Consider the following 22351-nt stretch of genomic DNA (forward strand, 5'->3'; position numbering starts at 1 on the left):
GAAGATAATAAAATGATAACGGCTAGTGGGTTTCGCACGCGTACCAATGCGTCGATTATTTCTATCATACAGCGTTTCTCTGACATTTTTGTTATGTTTACGGGACTCTATATTTTAGCGCGTATTGAATCCCAGCCTTTTTCGTCGTCCTGGTGGCTGCTTTCTCTTACTGCCCTGGTCCTTTTCCAGATGATTGGCGGTATCACAGATTTTTATCGTTCATGGCGTGGCGTTAGCTTTGCCAGCGAACTGCAGCTGATTTTGCAAAACTGGGCGCTGAGTATTCTTATTACCGCCGGGGTGATGTCCTTCGTCAGCGAAATGGATGTTAACTTTAAGACGTATTTGTTGTGGTTCGGCATTGTCGCTATCGGCTTTATTATTTGCCGTTCGGCGATTCGTTACTTTGCCCGCGTTATTCGCAAATTAGGCTATAACACGCGCAATGTGGCGATTGTCGGAAATATGCCTATCGGCGTTTCACTTGCTAATAGTTTCATTAACGCTCCCTGGATGGGAATGAACGTTGTCGGGCTCTATTCTGACGTTGCTAATGAATCTCGTAGTGATGCGGGAAATATCAACTACTGCGGCAATCTGGACCAGCTGTTAGTTGATGCCCGTGAAGGAAAGCTGGATAAAATTTATATCGCTATGGCGATGTCGGAAGAGACGGCTATTCGCGATCTGGTGGTCAAACTTTCCGATACCACCTGCTCGGTAATGCTGATTCCTGATATTTTCACCTTTAATATTTTGCAGTCGCGCACGGAAGAGATTAACGGCGTGCCGGTGGTGCCGTTGTTTGAAACGCCGATGAACGGTATCAATATGGTACTGAAGCGTCTGGAAGATATTGTTATTTCCTCCTGCATTCTGCTGTTTATTTCGCCGGCGCTGTTGACCATTGCCGCACTGGTGAAATTTACGTCGCCAGGTCCGGTTATTTTCCGTCAGGTGCGTTACGGCATGGATGGTAAGCCGATTAAAGTGTGGAAGTTCCGTTCCATGTCGGTGATGGAGAATGGCGATAAGGTTACGCAGGCAACTAAAGGCGATGCGCGCATTACGCCTGTCGGCCGGATCCTGCGTTCAACCTCGCTTGATGAGCTGCCGCAGTTTATCAATGTGCTGAAAGGGGATATGTCAATCGTTGGGCCGCGTCCGCACGCCGTGGCGCATAACGAACAGTACCGCTCGATTATTCAGGGCTATATGCTGCGACACAAGGTTAAACCTGGCATTACCGGCTGGGCGCAGATTAATGGCTGGCGCGGTGAAACCGATACGCTGGAAAAAATGGAAAAGCGCATCGAGTTTGACCTGCAATATATCCGCGACTGGAGCATCATGCTGGATCTGAGAATCATTTTCCTGACGATCTTTAAAGGCTTTATCAGTAAAACGGCTTATTAAAAAATAGTTGTTTAATTTTCAACGGTAAATAAAAGCAGGCTGGCTTACTCTTTCTCGTAAGTCAGCAAAGCGACAAAATGATTTTCTGACAGGATAGCAGGATTTTAATTTTTATTTAGCGAAGCAGCGTTAAGGCAGGGGATGTGCCGCTCGCCGTATCTGGCGACGCTGACTAAGCTTTACGATTATATTTGCATAAAATAAGGGGATGCCATCTGAAGAAGATGGGATATCTCCTTTTTTTTAGGCGTTTAGCAATCGTAGACAGAGGTGGCAATGAAAATCTCTTTTTTTGTTTATACTTTTCCGGTGCCTTCAGAAACATTTGTAACAAATCAGATAACCTATTTTATCGACAGAGGATTTGACGTTGAAATAATTGCGGTACTGCCTGGCCCGGCAGTTGAAGAATTTGCAAAGAAAGATCGCTATGCGCTGCTGCAAAAAACGCACTATTTATTATCTGCTGAAGAAAATAAAACCAGCGCTCGCGCAATGAGTCGTCTGAAAACCATTGCCAAAGGTTTAGCTCAGGCAAAGCTTAAAGTGCTTCCGGCGCTTAACTATAAAAAGTATGGTTACAGCGCTAAAAATCTCTCTCTGCCCGCGATCATCGCCGCCAATAAACAGAGCTATCAGGCGGATCTGTTTATTGCGCATTTCGGACCTGCTGGCGTGCTGGCAAATAAGCTGCGTCAATTTGGCGTTCTGAAAGGCGAGCTGGCGACAATTTTCCACGGTTACGATATTTCCACCCATCGTATTTTGAAAACCTACGCGGAAGATTACAAAGAGCTGTTTCATGACAGCAAATTTATCCTGCCAATTAGCCGACTGTGGGCGGAACGCATTCGCTCGCTGGGCGGCGATGCGGCCAAAACGCATATTATGCGCGTCGGCATCGACACTGAAGATTTCGATTTTTCTCCGCTGAAGCAGATTGGCGAACCGATCCGCTTGCTGACTATCGCCCGTCTGACCGATAAAAAAGGGATTTTCACCTCGCTGGAAGCGTGCCGCATCCTGAAAGAACGCGGTTACGCCTTTACCTATAACGTGTTGGGCAACGGCCCGCAGCGTGAGGAAGTTGAGCAGACGATTGCCCGTTACGGCTTGCAGGATCAGGTCATCCTGCACGGCTTCCAGCCGCCGCAGGTCATTAACCAGTTCCTGCGCGAATCGGATATTTTTATGCTGCCTTCGCAGACCGCGGAAGATGGCGATATGGAAGGGGTGCCGGTAGCGTTGATGGAGGCGATGGCACGTGGGATTCCGGTGGTTTCTACCTGGCACAGCGGCATTCCTGAGCTGGTTGAAGACGGCAAGAATGGCTGGCTGATTAAAGAGAAAGATGCCGCTGCGCTGGCTGATGTCATTGCGAAAATCGCGGACGAAAAACCCGACTTGATGCCGATGCTGCAGGCCGCGCGCCAAAAGGTTGAGCAGGAGTTCGATAAGAAGAAGTCTTATGACAGCCTGATCGCATTAATTAGCGGGCAGCAGCCTGCATGAATATGGCGCTAATGTCAGATAAAAAATGTGTAAGAGAGATCGTGCGATGTCTACTGAAGCTTTAGTAAGTGTACTGATCCCGGTGTATAACTGCGAAAAATTCATCGAGAAACGCTGCTTTCGATTATTAACCAGAGTTATAAAAATCTCGAAATCGTTATTATCGATGACTGCTCAACGGATAATACGTTCGCGCTGGTACAGGCGGTACGTGATAATCATCCCGACGTGCGCTTTGTTCTTCAGCAGAATCAGCCTAATCTGGGGTCTCTGCAACCCGTAACCGTCTGGTTGCCGCTGCCAGCGGCGACTATATTGCCTTCCTGGATTCTGATGATTACCTGGAAAGCAATATGATTGCCTCGCTGGTTAATACGCTGGAAAAAGAGCAGGCAGATGTTTCCCAGTGCCTCTATTTTTATGAAAGCGAAGATGGCAGCAGTAAAAAAGTCACTAACCGCTTTGCGCCTGCCGGCACGCTGACCGGCAAGCAGGCTTTAATTGCGATGCTGGAAGGCGACATTCCCGGCTTTCTCTGGAATAAGCTGTTTAAGCGCGAACTCTTTGACGGCATCGCCTTCGATGAAAAGAAAATCATTTTCGAAGATTATGAAGTGCTGATTCTTATCTTTAATAAGAATATGACTATGTCCTTCACCGCAGAGCCGCTTTACCATTACATTCAACGGCCTCAATCGCTGACCAAGAAGTCCTGGGATAAAGCAACCATGCGTTTAGATTACCTGCCTCTGACTGACCAGCTGACGGGTAGCGTCTGGAAGAATAAGGAAGAACGTAAAATTTTCCTGCGTCATAAATATTCTGTTATCGCACGCGTTGCGTTTATGGCCGTTTCGCGCGCCGTAAGCTTTTCCGCCGCGGTACAGGCAATTAAAAAATGCCGTTCGCACCTCTCATTTCGTGAGTTTTACTCTGTATCCCCTACGTTAAATAAAAAAATAAATATCCTTAATGTCATGCTGTTTACATCACCGTATACGCTGGTTCTGTTGGGGCGCATGGGTAAGCATATTCTGAAAAAAGGATAAATTTCCCCGCTTTAAAAAAGGGGAACGATCGGCGTTAATGGCGATCGATTAACCTTTTAACGTTTTTAATCATTGGTGGTTATTTAGGAGAGAAGAGTGAAAGTTCATTATTATAAAACTGCCGCAGGTAACTTTGGCGACGATTTAAACGAATGGCTGTGGCACGATTTATTACCAGGGGTGTTTGATGATAATGAAGAATGCCGCTTTGCCGGTATCGGGACAATTATCAGCTCTGCGTTGCCGCCAGCCAAAAAATGGATCGTGTTCAGTAGCGGCGTTGGCTATGGCGTTCCGCCAGCCAACTTTGGTAATGAAAGCTGGAACATCCTGAGCGTACGCGGCCCGCTGACTGCGCATGTGCTGGGCTTGCCAAAAGAAAAAGCGATTACCGATGGCGCTGCGTTATTAAGTACGCTGCCAGAATTCCAGCCGGTGCCGGAAGCTGAGCGCAAAGGTGTGATTTTCATTCCTCACCACGACGCGCTGAAAACCGGTCAGTGGGAAGAAGCCTGCCGCCGTGCCGGGGTGGAATATATCAGCCCGCAGGGTGATGCGAAAACCATCATTAACCGTATCCGTCATGCCAAACTGATTCTGGCAGATGCCATGCATGCCGCGATTATTGCCGATGCGATGCGCGTGCCGTGGGTGCCGCTGGTCAGCTCCAGCCAGATCAACACCTTTAAATGGCTCGACTGGACCCAGACGATTAATCAGCACTATCAGCCGCTGGTGTTAGGCAGCAGCTCATTCCGTGAATCAATGCGTGATAAAACGCTGGCGCTGTATGGGGAAAACTATCACCTGAAAAACGCCGACGTGGATTACGCCATTAAAGAATTTATTCGCGTACGTAAGCAGAAAAGTACTGCATGGTGGCCGCGCTACCTGAAATATACGCGTTACTTCTCTCATGAAGTGCCGGATCGCCTGTTTACCGGCGCGGAGACGCGTTTCAATATGAAATGGAACGACCGCTATATTGATCAGGCGGCGGCGAAACTGCGTCAGGCGGCCCAGCTTGGTGGCCAGCGCAGCGACGATAAGGTGTTTTATGAGAACGTGGAAAAACTGCAGGAGCGTTTACGCCAGGTCGAAATCATCGCCCGCGCGTAACGCTGAAACCTTCCACCAATCAGGACATTACAGTGAGCAAACAGTCAGATAAACCTACGCCGAAAGGCAGCGTCGCCTCCGGCGCCGTTTGGTCAATCCTCGATAACGTGGCAGCGCAGGGCATAACCTTTGTTATCTTCCTGGTGCTGGCGCGCTTACTCGACCCGCATCTCTATGGCATGCTCAGCGTGTCCATTTTGATTACCCAGCTGTTCAGGACGGTCATATTTGAAAGTATCGCCACGTCGATCATTCGTAAGCATGAGCCGACCGACGAAGACTTTAATACGGCCTTTTTAAGCTGCTGTATATTTGCGGTTCCGGCGTTTCTCATTGTCTTCTTCTCGGCCAACATCCTGGAAAATATGATGGATGTGCCAGGGCTGGGCGACGTTATTCGCGGTACCAGCGTGATTATTCTGGTCAGCGGCCTGAGTAAAACGCATGAAGCCTGGCTGACGCATCGCTTGCTGTTCCGTTCGCTGGCGATCCGCTCGATTACCTCCATTGGCCTCGGCGGTATTGTCGGCGTTTATCTGGCGTGGAAGGGAATGGGCATTACCAGTCTGGTTATGCAGCAGGTGGTGACTTCGGTGGTGGCGACCGTCACGCTGTGGCTGGCGACGCCGTGGAAACCGCGCCTGAAGTTTTCCATGGCCTCGTTTAAAGAGTCAATGCGCTTTTCCCGCCACGTTGCGCTCAGTGGTGTTACCAACTTCGCTAACCAGAACAGTGATATTTTCTTTATTACTTACTATCTGGGCAGTGCGGCAGCCGGGGTGTATTCCGCAGGTAAACGTATCGTGAACACGCTGAATACGGTGATGGCGACCGCGCTGATGCGCGTTTCGCTACCGGCGTTTTCGCGGGTAAAAAATCAGCTGGATGAGTTCAAATCCCACTATCTGAACGCCACCTTTTTTACCATTTTGCTTACCGCGCCCGCCTTTATCGGACTCTGCTATCTTTCGCATGATGTTACCTGGCTGCTGCTGGGGCAGAAGTGGATGGAATCGGTGCCGGTTATGCAGATCGTCAGCGCCACCGGCTTTATCGTCTCCATTGGCTACTATAACCATACGGTAATGTTTGCCCGCGATCGCCCCGACTGGCAGTCGCGCCTGACGCTGCTGTATGCGGTAACCAATATCACCATCTTCTTTATCTTTGTCCGCTATGGGCTGGTCGCGATGGCGCTCTCTTACTCATTGCGCACGCTGCTGCTCTATCCGGTTTCGGCCTGGTGCGCGCTCACATTGCTGAACGTCACCTGGAAAGAGTACCTGGCGCAGATTGTCAGCCCGATTATCGGTTCGCTGGTGATGTGTCTGGGCCTGTTTGCGATTGATCGTCTGCTGCATCTGCAAACCGGCTGGGAAAAACTGGTATTAGATATTGTTGCGGGTGCCGTTATTTATGGCCTGTACGTGATGATCTTTATTCCTCGCCATAAGCTGGCGGTCTTTTCCAATGCCGTGACGATGATTAAAAACCGTAAAAAACCTGCCTGACAGTAAGAAAAAAGCCTCAGCGCTGACGCTGAGGCTTTTTTTTATGCCGGCTTCACCTGTTTTTGCGTCGCCAGGTTTAACCACGGCGCTTCAGGGCTGTTCCCCAGCGCTACCCACACCGCATTGTTATTGACCGAGACACTCTTCCCGGCATATTTATTGCGCTGATTCAGCTGCGATTTTGCTGAGGAGAGCTGATCGCTGCTGTAGGTGAAGTTGCTGCTGACGCCAATGTTGTTTTGGATAGTCCAGGCGATATCGGGCGAACTGCCGTTACTGTAAGCAATGGGCATCTCGTTACCGGAAATCACGCTGTTATCGCTAATGGTCAGTGACCGGCTGATGCCACTCAGCGTAGCGAAGCGTCCTTCGCCGCTCACCTGCGTATTTTTAATACTCAGGTTATCCAGGTTCGGCAGCTTAAACGCGGTACTGACGTTAAGATAGGTATCGCCGTTAACGTTAATGGTGCCGCCTTTGCCGCGCGCCATTTCTAATCCAATACCCTGGCCGTTCAGCTCGTGATAGCTGTTGTTGCTGGAGATAAACACATCGGGATTCGAGGTGATTAGCGCCGCCCTGGCGAATCCGCGCGTATCAAGATTATTAATGCGGAAGCGCTTCGGTTGATTCAGGTAAAGTGCAGTGTTGGTCCGCGCCCCTTCATTAATCATGCTGCCGGAGAGGGTGACATCATGATCGCCGGTCTGGGTGGCAATGGCGAAGCCATAAGCTTTCGTTCCTTTGGCAATCAGGACGGTGCTGTCGATATTAATGCCTTCGTTAAAATTGACGATGGCGATCGCCGCTTTAATCGGCTTCCAGGCGTTGCCGTTCAACATGTCCGGGCTGTTGCTGTAGCGAATGGTGTTTTTAACGTTGATATTTTTGCACTGAATATAGGCTTCGCCCCACCAGGTTGCGCCGCCCATGGAAATATTACCAATAGAGATGCCGCCGATAATATTTTCCATCGCGAAGTGGCGGCGGAAGCTGCCTTTCGCCATATTATTGGCCATGATGATGTCTTTGTGATCGAAGTCGCGCAGGTGCTTGCGGGCCCCCGGTAACCCTTCTGCATGGAATGCCAGGCGCGCATCTTCGCCCGCCTTACAGTAAGCATGGTTGCCGGTCATAATGGTGCCGGAGCCCCAGATGGTGACCGCGTCGCCGCGATCCTCGCCCAATTTGGAATGCAGATCGCGCATACCGGTTCCCGCGCCCAGGCACTCTAAAAACCAGTTGTTAGTAATCTTGGTGCCGTAGGCGCCAAAGCCCGCCGGGGCGATAACCGACTGCAGCATGCGATAAAAATAGCAGTTAGACACTTCACAATAGTTGGCGGAAATCATTATTCCGCCCTGACGCCCGCCGGTTTCACTTTTTAATAGCATAGGATTATCTAATACCATGCCGTGAATTTGTGTGGCGTCCGCTTTCAATTCCAGTAAAAATTCATTACCCATATTGCCTAATGGGGTAATAATACCGTTGCCGCGCCCTTCGATGATTTGGTTTTTTATTGTCAGCTTAACCGGCTTATTAATACTGACCGGCGTATCAATCGTCAGGTATTTCTTATCTTCCGCCAGCTGTTGAAGGGCGGCGAAATTATCGACCGGGCCGTTACCGCGATGAATATCATTACGAATCTTCGCCCAAGAGGTGGATGCATGATCGAGAATAATGCCTGGCGCGCCGCTGATCTTTCCTGCGGCGCCTTCCGGCGCGGGCGCAGCAGAAGCGGGGGCCGCATTCGCGCGTGTCAGACTACCTAGCGTGCCCACGGCAGCGGCGGAAACCAATATTTTGGTTAAGGCCTTACGCCGCGAGTGGATACGTTCTTCACCGGCTTTTTCATTAATGCTCATCTCTGACCCTTTTAAGAATGATAACGCCAGGTTTCATTATTCATTTAAGCCAGATAATTGGAAGATGTAATATTTAAATTCAGATAAAAGAAAACGCTTTTTTACACTTGTGGCTGACAGTCTGATTTTTTATCAGATTAATCTCAGCGAATAGTGCTTGCCGTAATAAAATAAGCTGATTAGGCGGTTTTTCCTTTATTGTTTATACCCTGGATTTATTGTTGGATTTATTCAGCACTATAACATCCGGCTGCGTTATCACTTTCTTTCATTAACATTGTTGACCAGGAAAATTTTCAGAATAAGATTATACTTAACGATTAGTCCTTTATTGCATAATCGCTGAATGTCTTCACATCATTATATGGAAAAAATATGACCAAGCTTAAAGCAGTTATCCCCGTTGCGGGTCTCGGTATGCATATGCTCCCTGCTACAAAAGCCATTCCTAAAGAGATGCTGCCTATCGTAGACAAGCCGATGATTCAATACATTGTTGATGAAATCGTTAAGTCGGGCATCAAGGAAATCGTGCTGGTCACTCATGCGTCGAAGAACGCGGTTGAAAACCATTTTGATACCACCTATGAACTGGAAGCGCTGCTGGAACAGCGTGTGAAGCGCCAGCTGCTTAGTGAAGTACAATCCATTTGTCCGCCGGGCGTAACTATCATGAACGTTCGCCAGGCGCAACCTCTGGGCCTCGGCCATTCGGTACTTTGTGCCCGTCCTATGATCGGTGACAATCCTTTTGTGGTTGTGCTGCCCGATGTCATCATGGATGATTCCACCGCTGACCACCTGCGTTATAATCTCGCCGCAATGGTCGCGCGCTTTGAAGAAACCGGGCACAGCCAGGTTCTCGCGAAGCACATGCACGGGGCCGACCTGTCTGAATATTCCGCGATCTCCACGAAAGAGCCGCTGGAGAATGAGGGCAGCGTCAGCACGATTACCAGCTTTATCGAAAAACCAGAACACCCGGAAAAACTGGATTCCGATCTGGCGGCGGTAGGGCGCTATGTGCTGTCCGCAGATATCTGGGCCGAGCTGGAAAAAACCGAGCCGGGCGCCTGGGGCCGTATTCAGCTGACGGATGCGATTGCCAGCCTGAGCAAGAAACAGCCGGTTGATGCCTGCCTGATGACCGGCGACAGCTTCGACTGTGGCCGTAAGCTGGGCTATATGCAGGCATTTGTGACTTACGGTCTGCGTAACAACCAGCAGGGCGCCGCTTTCCGCGAGACCATCAAACAATTGTTGGCAAAATAATTCCTCACTATGACACGCCGCGCGTTTGCGCGGCATAAAAGGAGTTCACATGGCTATTTTGGTAACGGGCGGAGCAGGCTACATCGGCTCTCATACGGTGCTGGCGCTTTTAGAGCGCGGCGACGACGTTGTGGTAATGGATAACCTCAGCAACGCCTCGCGGGAATCCATTAACCGCGTTGAGAAGCTGGCCGGAAAGAAAGCCACTTTCGTTGAGGGCGATATTCTGGATCGCGCCTGCCTGCGCGATATCTTCGCCAGCAACACCATTAGCGCCGTTATCCATTTTGCCGGTCTGAAAGCCGTGGGCGAATCGACCCGCAAACCACTGGAATATTATGAAAATAACGTTTCCGGTACGGTGGTTTTGCTGGAAGAGATGCGCAACGCCGGCATTTATAACTTTATTTTTAGCTCCTCTGCGACCGTTTATGGCGCTAATGCGCCGGTTCCCTATGTTGAAACCACACCGATTGGCGGCACCACCAGCCCTTACGGTACGTCAAAACTGATGGTTGAACAGATCATGCAGGATTACGCCAAAGCGGACAGCCAGTTCAAAGCCATTGCGCTGCGCTACTTCAACCCGGTTGGCGCGCATGAATCTGGCGAGATCGGCGAAGATCCGAACGGCATTCCTAATAATCTGCTTCCTTATATTGCGCAGGTTGCGATCGGCCGTCTGGAAAAGGTGGGCATTTTTGGTAATGACTATCCGACTGAAGATGGCACCGGCGTGCGCGACTATATCCATGTGGTGGATCTGGCGGAAGGGCATTTAAAAGCGCTCGATCACCTGCATCAGGTTCAGGGTTACAAAGCCTATAATCTGGGCGCTGGCAAAGGCTATTCCGTAATGGAAATGGTCAAGGCATTTGAAAAAGCGTCCGGCAAGCCGATTCCTTATGAAATCAAACCGCGCCGCGATGGCGATCTGGCCGCCTTCTGGGCAGATGCGACGCTGGCGGATAACGAGCTGGACTGGCGCGTATCCCGTGGCATTGATGAGATGATGCGCGATACCTGGAACTGGCAGTCAAAAAATCCTAACGGCTACCGTTAAAATCAAGTTGATCTAATGTTTTTCGCAAAGCAAAAGGTTTGTTTATGCCTGTTAATAGTGCTGATTGCCTTGTGAAATAAGTTAATGCACTGTGTGGCTTCTGGAAACAGAAGCCATTTCTGTTTCATGGCTACGCTAAACGAAAGCTAAACGGCATCGCTTTTAGTACCGCAGGAGGCCCCGTAAAATAGAGCCTGTCGCATTAAAGGATCATAAAACGCGATGGCGTTATGACGAAAGTAAACAGAGCTGATATTTTGCGCGCTTTGTTTGTAAAGCAAACAATCAACGCGTTCTTAAGCTAAAAGCAGAGAAGTCAACGCCTGAACCGGCAATTTTATACTTGTCTGTAAACGATGATAGTACGAGAATCGTAAACTATTAGCGCAGGGTTATAGCGCTTTCTGTCGGCGTTACGAGAAAAAATTACCAGGTTGCTCTCGCAGGCTATGCTTGTTTGAGCCCTGAGCCACTGAAGCATCTGGTTGCTTAAAGCCAGGGGCGGTAGCGTGGGCAATTTCAGGGATCTGTGATCACTTTCAATACTGGTGCAAACATGCAAGAAATCGTGCTCGTTTTTCTGGGAGCGCTGGCGCTGCTTTTTATCTCTCGTAAGATTGCCAAGAAAGTAGGGCTGGTAGATAAACCTAATGCGCGGAAACATCACAACGGCCATATTCCGCTGGTCGGCGGAGTATCGGTTTATCTTTCGTTGTGGATTATCTACGTTATGCAACCAACCTGGCTGCCTGACTTTTCTGTCTATATGGTTTGCGCCACGATGTTAATCGTCGTCGGCGTGCTGGATGACAAACTGGATTTACCCGTGCTGCCGCGCATGGCGCTGCAGGCGTTGGTGGCCGCCATTATGATGTACAACGGCCTCTATCTCTATTCACTAGGCAATATTCTGTTTGGCTACGAACTGGTGCTTGGCGTTGTCGGCTATGCCGTAACGCTGCTGGCCGTCATTGGCGCTATTAATGCTTTCAATATGGTTGATGGTATTGATGGGCTGCTGGGGGCGCTTTCTTCCGTCACTTTTGGTGCTTTAGCCGTCGTGTTCTGGATGGGCGAACAAGATGATATGGCGCTGTGGTGCCTGTGCCTGATGGTCGCTTGCCTGCCTTATATTTTGCTAAACCTCGGGATCCCGTGGGGGCGCAAGTTTAAAGTGTTTATGGGCGATGCGGGCAGTACGCTAATCGGCTTTACGGTGATCTGGCTGCTGATTATCGCCACCCAGGGCGAAAATGCGGTGATGCGCCCTGTGACTGCCCTGTGGCTGATTGCCGTTCCTTTGATGGATATGCTGCGCGTGATGATTGCACGCATCAGAAGAGGGGACAGCCCGTTTAAGCCGGACAGAGAGCATCTGCATCATGTGTTGTTAAAATTTGGTTTTAAAACTAATGAATGCTTAATTTTAATAGCTCTCATGCATGTGACTTTTTGTTCCGTTGGTATACTGATGCTTAAGACAAAATTAAATGAACCATTGAGCTTATTAATATTCTTTGTAATTTTTATTACATACTTTATTATTTTCAATACCCAATCTTTTTCAAAAAAAGCTATACTCAAAAATAAAGGAATAAGTAAAATTTAAACATGAGAAATAATAAGACTTTCAATAGTTTCAAATGGAGCGCTATAGAAAGAATAATAGCACAATTTATGCAATTGTTTGTGGTCATTGTTTTAGCAAGGATTTTAGGACCACAAGCATTTGGGCTGGTAGCATTAATAATGGTGTTTATTTCAATAGCCCAAGTTTTTATTGATGGTGGAGTTTTAATTGCTCTTGTAAGACAAGATAGTTGTACGGAAAGAGATTACACTACTGCTTTTTATTTTAATATAGCTATAGGTTTATTAACTTATGCAATTTTAATAATCATAGCTTTTCCCCTGTCTGGCTTTTATGAAGATGAAAGGATTAAAAGCTTATTAATTTTAATGGGGTCTTCACTTCTCTTTAATGCATTGTCAATTGTACAAAAAGCCCGTTTGACAAGAGAACTTGACTTTAAAACACAAGCGAAAGCATCAATAATAAGTGTTTTCATAGCAGGTTTAATTAGCATAGTGATGGCATTATATAATTATGGTGTCTGGGCTCTTGTTGTCCAATATATTACTATGTCTTTTATAAGTACATCCATACTGTATTACTATTCACCATGGCATCCTAAAGGTAAGTTTTCAAGTGAGAGTTTTAAGCGTCTATACGGCTTTAGCTATAAGCTGTTATTATCGGGATTAATTGATACTATATATAAAAATATTTATCCTTTGATTATTGGTAAGTTTTTTAATGCCACGAGCGTAGGCTTTTTTAACCAAGCCAGGCAATTATCCAGCGTTCCAGCTACCACGTTAACTACGATAATACAAAGAGTTACTTTCCCTTTACTTAGCAAACATCAAAATGATGAAAATAAGCTAGATAAAGATTATTTACTAATGCTAAGAATGTCAGCTGCAGTTATATTTCCTATAATGATTGGGCTTTCTCTAATATCAGATTCTTTAATAGTTCTACTACTTGGAAAGGAATGGTTCAGTATTATACCTTATTTTTGTATTTTATGCTGGGCTTACTCATTTTATCCTGTGCATGCGATTAATCTTAATTTGATACATGTTAAGGGGCGATCAGATATATTCCTCCGATTAGAGATTTTAAAAAAAATTGTAGCCACTATTATTTTAATTATTAGCCTGGAATTTGGTATTAAGGGGATATGTTATGGCCTCTTATGTATGTCTTTATTCGAGTTATTTGCAAATACATACTATACGCAAATGTTATCTACTATAACGATGTGGGTACAATTTAAAAAGTTAGGTAAGATGTATGTTATTTGCTTCATCAGTGCTGTTGTTGCGTATTATTTTTGTTGTAATTTATCGCCTTCGATATTAAAAATGTTGTTTTCTCTGTCTATAGCCTTATCTGTATACTCCGCCCTTATTTTTTTCTTTGAACGAGATTTAGTATATATCTTCAGAGGATTTTTTTTACCAAGAGACAAATAATATGTTTTCTGTAGTTATGTCTGTTTATAATGCGGAGCTTTTCCTAAAAAAAGCGATTGAAAGTATTTTAGAACAATCGTTTAAGGATTTTGAGTTCATTATTATAGATGATGGTTCTACTGATGAATCAATAGATATCATAAAGGAATTTGCTTCATTAGACCCACGTATCATATATCGATCCAGGGAAAACAAAGGTCTAATAACTTCATTAAATGAAGCTATAAATTTGTCATCTTATGAATATATAGTAAGGATGGATGCCGACGACATATCAGCTCCGGAAAGATTACAAAAAATTGCAGATGTTATAAAAAATAATCCCGCAATTGATTTAATCTCATCCGCTTCAATACTTATTGATATGAATGATGACTTCATTTGTTATTCACCTCATAATTTAAATGAGGAAAAAATATTATCTTCTCTTCCTGGTAAAAACTTTATTATCCATCCAGCCGTTGCTTTTAAAAAATGTTTTTTCTTCCAGTGTGGCGGATACAATATTAAAGATAATGGTATTGAAGATGTCGCTTTATGGTTAAGGATGAAACAAAATAAGGTAAAATATAAATTCATTGGCCAAAGTCTGCTTCGATACAGAATAAATATAAACAGTGTACGTAAAGTTAATTCTGAAAAATATAGGGAAATAATATTTAAAGAGTGTTTAGTAAACCATGATAAAAAGTCTGCAATAAAAAAATTTAAAACCCTCCCCAATAAATATAAGTTTTTTGCATTGTTATTGCTATTTATGCCATCTCCTGTTCTGGATAGTTATACAAAAATGAGGAATAAAAAAAAGATCTGGAGGGTTTATAATGGAAGAGATTAAAAAAAAGAAAGGGGAGACTATTACATTAATAATTTTCTTTTTTTCTATATTTTATTTTAAGATTCCATTTATAAGTAACTCTTTATTTGTGTTAGGAGTTATTGTTTCTTTAAAAATACTAGATGTCAATTTCTTTCATATAACTTCAAAAATTCTTTGTAATAGAGAATTTATTCTTTTAAATATAATATATTTCATACCACTTTGTTGGTATGTTATTAGTACTATTGAAAAAGGAGTAAATGACTTTAGCTTTATCATTACACTTTTTTCATACCTCGTTTATATTAATATCTTTTCCTTAATAGTTATTTATTTGCTCTATAAGAATGTAGATATAAACTTTGAAAGATTACTGTTTAATGTTTTTTTATTACAGGCAATAATTATTGTTTTGGCATTTTTATTTGCGCCTGTTCGGGACTTTGTTCAATTTTTTCAATCAGAGGGTGCGAGGGAAATCGCACTGCAGGACAAAAATTTAGGTATTAGAGGTCTTGCTTTATCATTGCAGCAATATTTTGGCCTCGGAGTTCTTTACTGTGTGTTTTTTATTTTCTTTATGTTTTTTATAAGCAATAAGAAACTAAGTATTAGAGCTATTTATCCTTTCTTTTTAATAGTACTTTCATCAGTAACAATTGCACGCACCGTCTTTATTGGGCTCATTTTTAGTGGGTTATATCTTATTTTTGTTTTAGGGAAGAAAGTAACTTTAAGTATTTTTATTCGTTTTATGTTAATATTGATAATAATATCCCTGTTTTTATTATATGTTTATTTATATGGCAATAATACTCTTGTGAAGAATGCAATGAACTGGGCGTTCGAAATGTTTGTCAATTTTCTGCAGGGTAAAGGTGCGGAAACTGCATCGACAACAGCATTATCAAATATGTATTTTCCATTAAAAGAATCTCAGTATCTTTATGGGGACGGCAGCTATGTCAATAATGATGGTTCCTACTATATGCATACCGATGCGGGCTATATGCGTATGATTTTATCGGTAGGTGTTGGTGGAGTATTTTGGATCTTATATGATCTTTTATTGATTAAAATACTTCACTCATCTTTGAAGGAGTACCATTATCGTGGTCGATTCTGTTTTTGCATTTTTTGCTTAATGCTAGTATTAAATATTAAAGGTGAAGTCTTGGGATACAATGTTGGTGTACACCTCCTAATATTCCTTTACGTTATCAAAGGAAAGTTTCTTTTGGCCATAAAAAATAATAAATACCAAACAGGAATGGATAAATGAACAAGAAAATAGTTCATGTTCAGGTCATACCTAAATTATCGGGTGTACAGCGAGTTAGTCTTGATATTCTTTCACACCTTGATAAGGAATATCAAAAGTTTATCATCTTCGGGGGTGGTTATACGATAGAGGAGGCGTTACTTAAAGAATGCGAAAAGAATAATATAAAGATAATTATAGTTAATAGTTTGAGGAGAGAAATATGCCTTACTGATTTAAAAGCGTTTTATGATTTGTATAAGATATTTAGAAAAGAAAAATTTGATATTATACATACTAATTCTACCAAGCCAGGCATTGTAGCGCGGATTGCTGCCAAAGCAGCTGGCTGTAAAAAAATAGTGCATACCGTCCATGGTATTGCCTTTCACAAGCATCAAAAAATTTTTTTTAGAATATTCTACTTTTTGATAGAAGCGTTCAGTTGCCTTTTTTCTGACTATTTAATAACAGTTAATAAATTTTATTTAAAATACTACCCTCATATCAGACAAAAAAAAGCAGTCCATAACAGTATCAACTTTAGTGGGTTACATCCTTGCAATAAAGAAATTAATGAAGTTATATGTTTTGGCTTTATGTCCAGGCTGGATGTGCAAAAAGATCCTTTGACTTTATGTAAAGCGGTACGCTTTGCTCTTAATAATAATTTTTTTAAAGAAAAAAATATTAAAATTATTATCGGTGGTGATGGGGAATTAAAGAAAGAGTGTCTGGATTACGTTCAAAAAAACAATATGGATAATATTTTTGAATTTGTTGGGTGGGTAACAGATAAAGATAATTTTTATAATCGTATTGATGTATTTTGTTTGCCTTCCATTTATGAAGCTTTTGGATTGGTATTACTTGAAGCTGCGTTCTTTTCTAAACCTTCAATTGCAAGTAATGTTGAAGGTATCCCAGAGATAATAAAAGATAGTTATAATGGTCTATTATTTAATCCAACCGATTATGAAGGTCTGGCTTATTGCCTAAAAAAATATATTGATAATAAAACTTTAATTAAAGAACATGGAGAAAATTCTAATAGGAATCTTCTTGATAATTTCAAATTCGATGAAATGATAAATGAATATAAATACATATATGAGAAATTATGAAAGATAAGAAAGTTCTAATCTTCAGCCATGAATATCCTCCATGTTTAGGTGGTGCCGGAACAGTAGCATTAACATTATATAATGGCTTGAAAAAGATAGGCTATAGCACTTTCGTTTTAACTTCAAAGCGATCAAGTTTATATAAATCGAATGAAATTTTTGTAAATAAATATCCTCCTCAAACTTGGTTTTTGAGTTATGTCTTTTGGTTGAAATTAAACCATAAAAAATTTGATACTATAATTTGTAATGATCCGGCAGCTATATATAACGCCGGTAGATATTTTTCAGACGATATATTAAATAAAACTATATGCTTTATACATGGCGAAGAAAAATATTTGCATGAAAATAAAAGTTGGCTTCAATTTATAGATTTTAAAAATAGTTTTTTTAGGGCCATCAATAACTCAAAAAGCATTATCTTTGTATCAGATTATATAAAACAAAGATATCATGAATTCTATTCACTTAGAGAAAAGGATAACCAATTTGTAATTCACTCGGGCATTAATAAATCTGAAAAAAAAACAGCCTTTGGTGAATTAACAATTAAACCTTCAAGCCTTGATTCACCTCTTAAATTCCTTTCTGTAAGCCGTATTGTGAAAGAGAAAGGATATGATAAAATGTTGGCTATTTTTACACATCTTTCAAAAGAAAACATTAAATTTACTTGGTCTATAGTTGGCGATGGCAGTTACTTGGCTGAGTTTAAGCAAAAAGTCGCTTTATCTTCTGTTTCTGATAAAGTAAAGTTCTATGGTGCTATCGACCGAAATGAATTGCCGAAAGTTTACATGCTCCATGATTATTATATTCTGCTATCAGAATTAAATGAGTCTTATGGATTAAGTTATCTTGAAGCCGCTTCATTTGGTTTGATACCCATCGGATATAATCGTTGTGGTATACTAGAAGCTTTCAATTATATTACACAAGGCCTGCTATTAAATATTAATAATGACTTTTCGACTTTGGGTGATGAAATACTATCTTATCTGAAAGTAGCGAAGGGGGAAGATACAAAGTGTTTAAGATTTGAGGAAGATTTTTTAATGGAGGTCGAAAGACATGTTTAAAAATATTATTTTCTTAGAAAGTAAAGAATTTTATAGAGATATTCTTGATCCTTTTTTTTTTAAGGATGTCGACTTTCAATTTGATGGTGCAAAATTTTATAAAAATGTTTCTTTTTTAAAAAAATTCGATTTGGTAATTTATACTATTTACTCTTCATCCCTCTATAACAAAATAATTTTTCTTTGCAAGAAAAATAATATACCAACTATGTTGCTGATGGATGGTATATGTGAGTTTAGTAACTTTACAAAAAATAAAAACATCCAGAGGCTTGGTTTTGATAATTACTTTCCAATTATCGCTGACTATATAGCTGTGGTCGGCGAGAGAGCAAAGTTCTATTTTAACGAACTCGATACTACGGCATTGATGTTTTTACCACCGCGTGTAATGAATAAGGCAGCACTAGATAACCTTAATCACTCCATAAAAAAAGACATGCATACAGAGAAGTTTCTTATTACAACCGCCAATACAGCATATTATGATTCAGAAGAGTTCGGAAGATTATGTAACCTTCTAAAGAAAACAATATTAGCTTTAAATAAAGACGGTTACGATTATATTTTTAGGATTTTCGATCAGCGAATAATAGATTTTCTTAAAATTGAATCGGGGTATAATAAAACAGAAGGTTCATTTGAAGAGGTAGTCAAGAGTGTTGGTTTTGTAATAACCACTCCGAGTTCAATTATGCTTCAGGCTATGTCTTTAGGTAAACCTGTAGGCCTACTTTTATATAGAGATTCTCCTCTTTTTATTCAAAGTGGTTGGATATTTCATGATGGCATTAATTTTCAAGATACTATAAAATCCATGGTGTCTCTAGATGAAAAAAGAATGGCTTTTCAAAGTTGCGAAATAAAAAGGGTATCCGGTTACACCGTAATTAATGATCAAGTTGATATCATCAAAAACAAAAATATTGATTATGCTGAATTTGTAAATAAAAACCTTCTTAATATGCTAAATTCAAAATTTAATTTTAATTTTGAGTTCTTTTTAAGAAGGACTTATTGGAAGTTAAGAAAAAATAAATTTTTAAAACGTTTGCGTTCAAGGGTTATGGGCTAAAAGAAAGAACATATTCAAATCCATCTTATGGTAGGCATTCGCTGCTTTAATATAATTAACTTGGGTTTAGTGATTTTATTAGATACATTAAACTCGCTAAGGGGTAATTTATAATTATTGGGGGCGGAGTAATGTCACAATATAATTATTTAACTACTTTTGTCTGCCCGGGTTAATGATTTTTAGGGATTAATAAAAGATTAATTGTTAGTAAATGAATTCTACTGCCGATTTATATGCGGCAAAAAACAATGCTTTTTCTTTAAGACTTATCCCGTAATAAAATTGCTTAAAAAACATTAGAAATATATAAGCAATAAATTTCCTTAAAAAATATGAAAGCCTATTCTCAATGTCGTGAATGAAGTTTTATTACAATATGAAATTTTTCCTATCGTAGCTAAAGCTTTTCATATTCTTCTTTTGTAAGTAACATAAGTCTCATTCTACCTCATAAGCGTAAATCATTAGATTTAGACAGGAGTAAATAATGTCCAAGCAACAGATCGGCGTTGTAGGTATGGCAGTGATGGGCCGTAACCTGGCCCTCAACATCGAGAGCCGTGGCTACACCGTATCCGTCTTCAACCGCTCACGTGAGAAAACTGACGAAGTTATCGCCGAAAACCCGGGCAAAAAACTCGCACCTTATTACACCATTGAAGAGTTTGTTGATTCACTGGAAAAACCGCGCCGTATCCTGTTGATGGTGCAGGCGGGCGAAGCCACTGATAAAACTATCGCTTCACTGACGCCGCACCTGGATAAAGGCGATATCCTGATTGACGGCGGCAACACCTTCTATAAAGATACGATTCGTCGTAACAAAGAACTTTCTGAGCAAGGCTTTAACTTCATCGGCACTGGCGTATCCGGTGGTGAAGAGGGCGCGCTGAAAGGGCCGTCTATTATGCCTGGCGGTCAGAAAGAAGCTTATGAGCTGGTTGCGCCGATCCTGGACAAAATTGCCGCACGCGCAGAAGGCGAGCCTTGCGTGACCTATATCGGTCCGGACGGCGCTGGCCACTATGTAAAAATGGTACATAACGGCATCGAGTATGGCGATATGCAGCTGATCGCAGAAGCGTACTCTTTGCTTAAAAACGCTCTGGGCCTGAGCAACGAAGATCTGGCTAAAACCTTCAGCGAATGGAACGAAGGCGAACTGAGCAGCTATCTGATCGATATCACCAAAGACATCTTCACCAAAAAAGATGAACAGGGTAACTACCTGGTTGATGTGATCCTGGATGAAGCGGCTAACAAAGGCACCGGCAAATGGACCAGCCAGAGTTCACTGGATCTGGGCGAACCGCTGTCGCTGATCACCGAGTCTGTATTTGCTCGCTACCTTTCTTCCCTAAAAACTCAGCGCGTTGCGGCTTCGAAAGTGCTGAGCGGTCCGACCGCGCAGGCGTTCAGCGGTGACAAAGCTGAGTTTATTGAGAAAGTGCGTCGCGCGCTTTACCTGGGTAAAATTGTTTCCTATGCGCAGGGCTTCTCTCAGCTGAAAGCGGCTTCCGATCAATACAACTGGGATCTGAACTACGGCGAAATCGCGAAAATTTTCCGTGCTGGCTGCATCATCCGCGCCCAGTTCCTGCAGAAAATTACCGATGCCTATAAAGAAACCCCGGACATCGCGAACCTGCTGCTGGCGCCTTACTTCAAAAACATCGCTGATGAATACCAGCAGGCTCTGCGTGATGTCGTCGCTTATGCGGTACAGAACGGTATCCCAACACCAACCTTCTCTGCGGCCATCGCTTACTACGACAGCTACCGTTCTGCGGTGCTGCCAGCGAACCTGATCCAGGCGCAGCGTGACTACTTTGGTGCGCATACCTATAAGCGCATCGACAAAGAGGGCGTCTTCCACACCGAATGGTTGGATTAATCCCGTTTTGTTTAAAAAACCTCCCTGTGGGAGGTTTTTTATTGATTTCAGATAACGCTTTACCCATCCTTTTGCTATTGTTTTCCCCCAGCGTTTATTATTCCGCTTTTCAATTAATGAGTTGAGCAAACCCGAAACATGAATCAAGAAAATAAGACACCCACGGATCAGTCTTTACTTCGTCAAACCTTTTATAACCATGATGATGAGCTTGACCTGCTGGATGTGGTAGCTCAGCTGTGGAACGGCAAAAAAATCATTATCGCCACCGTTATCTTGTTTTTGTTACTGGCGGTCGCTTACCTTTTTGTTGCCAAAGAGAAGTGGACATCAGAAGCGATAGTGACGCAGCCCAGTGCCGGTCAGGTCGCCAACTATAATGCTGCACTGAACGTACTCTATTCCCAATCGCCGCAGGATAAACCCGGTATCGCAGAATTACAGCGCCAGCTTTTTGGCCGCTTCAGCGCCTCCATTAATGCACTGTCCGGATCCTTACAAAATCTGGAGCAGCCGCTGGATTTAAAAGTTGCGCCAGTCACCGCCGGACAGAACGATCCGCTGAGTATCAAGTTCACTGCCGAGTCCGCCAAAGAGGCGCAGGCGCAGGTTACGCACTATATCAAGTTGGTTAACGATGAGGTGGTTGATGACTACGGTGCGGATATTAAGCACAACCTGGAAGTTAAATCACGAGAGCTGAATGACTCGCTGACTTCGCAGCTGAAAGTGGCGGAAGATAAGAAAGAGCAGCGTGTTGATGCGTTAAAACAGGCGCTGAAAGTCGCCGAAGGCTCTGGTATTACAACTTCTCAGCTGACGCAGGCGGAGTTCCTCTCTGACGATACGCTTTATCTGCTGGGTACTAAGGCGCTTTCTGCTGCGATTGCTAACGAAGCGACTAAACCGTTGCCGCTGGACGATAACTATTACGCCACGCAGCGCGCGCTGCGCCTGATTAAAGATTTAAAAATCCAGGTAGATAACCTGCAATCTTTCCGTTATATCATGCAGCCTGATTTGCCTATCCGTCGCGACAGTCCTAAGAAAGGTCTGACGCTGGTACTGGCGGTGCTGTTGGGCGGTATCGTCGGTTCCGCTGTTGTGCTGGGCCGCAATATGACAGTGGCTTACCGTCAGCGCAAGCAATCCGCATAACGTCATCTTGATAAAAAGAAACCCGGCTTAATGCCGGGTTTTTTACTATTAGCCTCAGGTTAGCTTCGCAAAAGGTTTA

The 22351-nt window shown here is 43.1% G+C and carries 16 protein-coding genes and 1 pseudogene; 16 read left to right on the plus strand and 1 reads right to left on the minus strand.

All coding sequences use genetic code 11. The features are described 5' to 3' along the window. Positions 1–12: 12 nt before the first annotated feature. From wcaJ to P3C52_RS10215, 5 genes and pseudogenes are all read left to right on the plus strand, one after another. Positions 13–1416, plus strand: coding sequence for an undecaprenyl-phosphate glucose phosphotransferase (gene wcaJ / locus P3C52_RS10195; RefSeq protein WP_275554895.1), 1404 nt, complete (start codon positions 13–15; stop codon positions 1414–1416). Positions 1417–1692: 276 nt separating this feature from the next. Then, on the plus strand, positions 1693–2928 hold the full coding sequence (locus P3C52_RS10200) for a glycosyltransferase (protein ID WP_275554896.1): 1236 nt from the start codon (positions 1693–1695) through the stop codon (positions 2926–2928). Positions 2929–3203: 275 nt separating this feature from the next. Next, a pseudogene (locus P3C52_RS10205) lies at positions 3204–3977 on the plus strand (glycosyltransferase); the annotation flags it as partial. A 96-nt stretch (positions 3978–4073) separates the two neighbouring features. Beyond that, positions 4074–5096: a polysaccharide pyruvyl transferase family protein gene (locus P3C52_RS10210; protein WP_275554897.1), complete on the plus strand. Its 1023-nt coding sequence runs from the start codon at positions 4074–4076 to the stop codon at positions 5094–5096. Between the two features lie 32 nt (positions 5097–5128). Continuing rightward, a complete protein-coding gene (locus tag P3C52_RS10215) occupies positions 5129–6607 on the plus strand; it encodes a lipopolysaccharide biosynthesis protein (protein WP_275554898.1) in 1479 nt (492 codons plus the stop codon). A gap of 41 nt (positions 6608–6648) precedes the next feature. Here P3C52_RS10215 and P3C52_RS10220 read toward each other — a convergent pair whose 3' ends face one another. Then, positions 6649–8478: a hypothetical protein gene (locus P3C52_RS10220; RefSeq protein ID WP_275554899.1), complete on the minus strand. Its 1830-nt coding sequence runs from the start codon at positions 8476–8478 to the stop codon at positions 6649–6651. 375 nt (positions 8479–8853) lie between these two features. On the opposite strand from P3C52_RS10220, the gene galF reads away from it, so the two are divergent. The 11 genes from galF (at position 8854) to wzzB (ending at position 22272) form a co-directional block, all read left to right on the plus strand. Beyond that, complete coding sequence (gene galF, locus P3C52_RS10225; protein WP_275554900.1) at positions 8854–9750, plus strand: UTP--glucose-1-phosphate uridylyltransferase GalF; 897 nt, start codon at positions 8854–8856, stop codon at positions 9748–9750. Positions 9751–9799: 49 nt separating this feature from the next. After that, positions 9800–10813, plus strand: coding sequence for a UDP-glucose 4-epimerase GalE (gene galE / locus P3C52_RS10230; RefSeq protein WP_275554901.1), 1014 nt, complete (start codon positions 9800–9802; stop codon positions 10811–10813). 556 nt (positions 10814–11369) lie between these two features. Next, on the plus strand, positions 11370–12422 hold the full coding sequence (wecA, locus tag P3C52_RS10235; protein ID WP_275554902.1) for a UDP-N-acetylglucosamine--undecaprenyl-phosphate N-acetylglucosaminephosphotransferase: 1053 nt from the start codon (positions 11370–11372) through the stop codon (positions 12420–12422). A gap of 2 nt (positions 12423–12424) precedes the next feature. Then, positions 12425–13855, plus strand: a complete 1431-nt coding sequence (locus P3C52_RS10240; protein ID WP_275554903.1) for a lipopolysaccharide biosynthesis protein — start codon at positions 12425–12427, stop codon at positions 13853–13855. 1 nt (position 13856) lies between these two features. Further along, entirely contained in the window at positions 13857–14693 is an 837-nt protein-coding gene (locus P3C52_RS10245; protein WP_275554904.1) for a glycosyltransferase, read from the plus strand. Further along, positions 14680–15957, plus strand: a complete 1278-nt coding sequence (locus P3C52_RS10250) for a hypothetical protein (protein ID WP_275554905.1) — start codon at positions 14680–14682, stop codon at positions 15955–15957. The genes P3C52_RS10245 and P3C52_RS10250 overlap by 14 nt, the downstream gene beginning before the upstream one ends. After that, positions 15954–17060 carry a glycosyltransferase family 4 protein gene (locus P3C52_RS10255; protein ID WP_275554906.1) on the plus strand — a complete coding sequence of 369 codons (1107 nt, stop codon included), beginning with the start codon at positions 15954–15956 and terminating at the stop codon, positions 17058–17060. Before P3C52_RS10250 ends, P3C52_RS10255 begins: the two co-directional genes overlap by 4 nt. After that, on the plus strand, positions 17057–18142 hold the full coding sequence (locus P3C52_RS10260) for a glycosyltransferase family 4 protein (RefSeq protein ID WP_275554907.1): 1086 nt from the start codon (positions 17057–17059) through the stop codon (positions 18140–18142). Before P3C52_RS10255 ends, P3C52_RS10260 begins: the two co-directional genes overlap by 4 nt. Next, the gene (locus P3C52_RS10265) at positions 18135–19217 is read left to right on the plus strand and encodes a hypothetical protein (protein WP_275554908.1); all 1083 of its coding nucleotides are present in this window, start codon (positions 18135–18137) and stop codon (positions 19215–19217) included. The genes P3C52_RS10260 and P3C52_RS10265 overlap by 8 nt, the downstream gene beginning before the upstream one ends. 490 nt (positions 19218–19707) lie before the next feature. Continuing rightward, positions 19708–21114, plus strand: coding sequence for an NADP-dependent phosphogluconate dehydrogenase (gene gndA, locus P3C52_RS10270; protein WP_275554909.1), 1407 nt, complete (start codon positions 19708–19710; stop codon positions 21112–21114). A 138-nt stretch (positions 21115–21252) separates the two neighbouring features. Further along, positions 21253–22272 (plus strand): LPS O-antigen chain length determinant protein WzzB, encoded by a 1020-nt coding sequence (wzzB, locus tag P3C52_RS10275; protein ID WP_275554910.1) that lies wholly within the window; start codon positions 21253–21255, stop codon positions 22270–22272. Positions 22273–22351: the final 79 nt, after the last annotated feature.

The organism is Mixta sp. Marseille-Q2659 (assembly GCF_940807255.1).
GTDB lineage: Bacteria > Pseudomonadota > Gammaproteobacteria > Enterobacterales > Enterobacteriaceae > Mixta.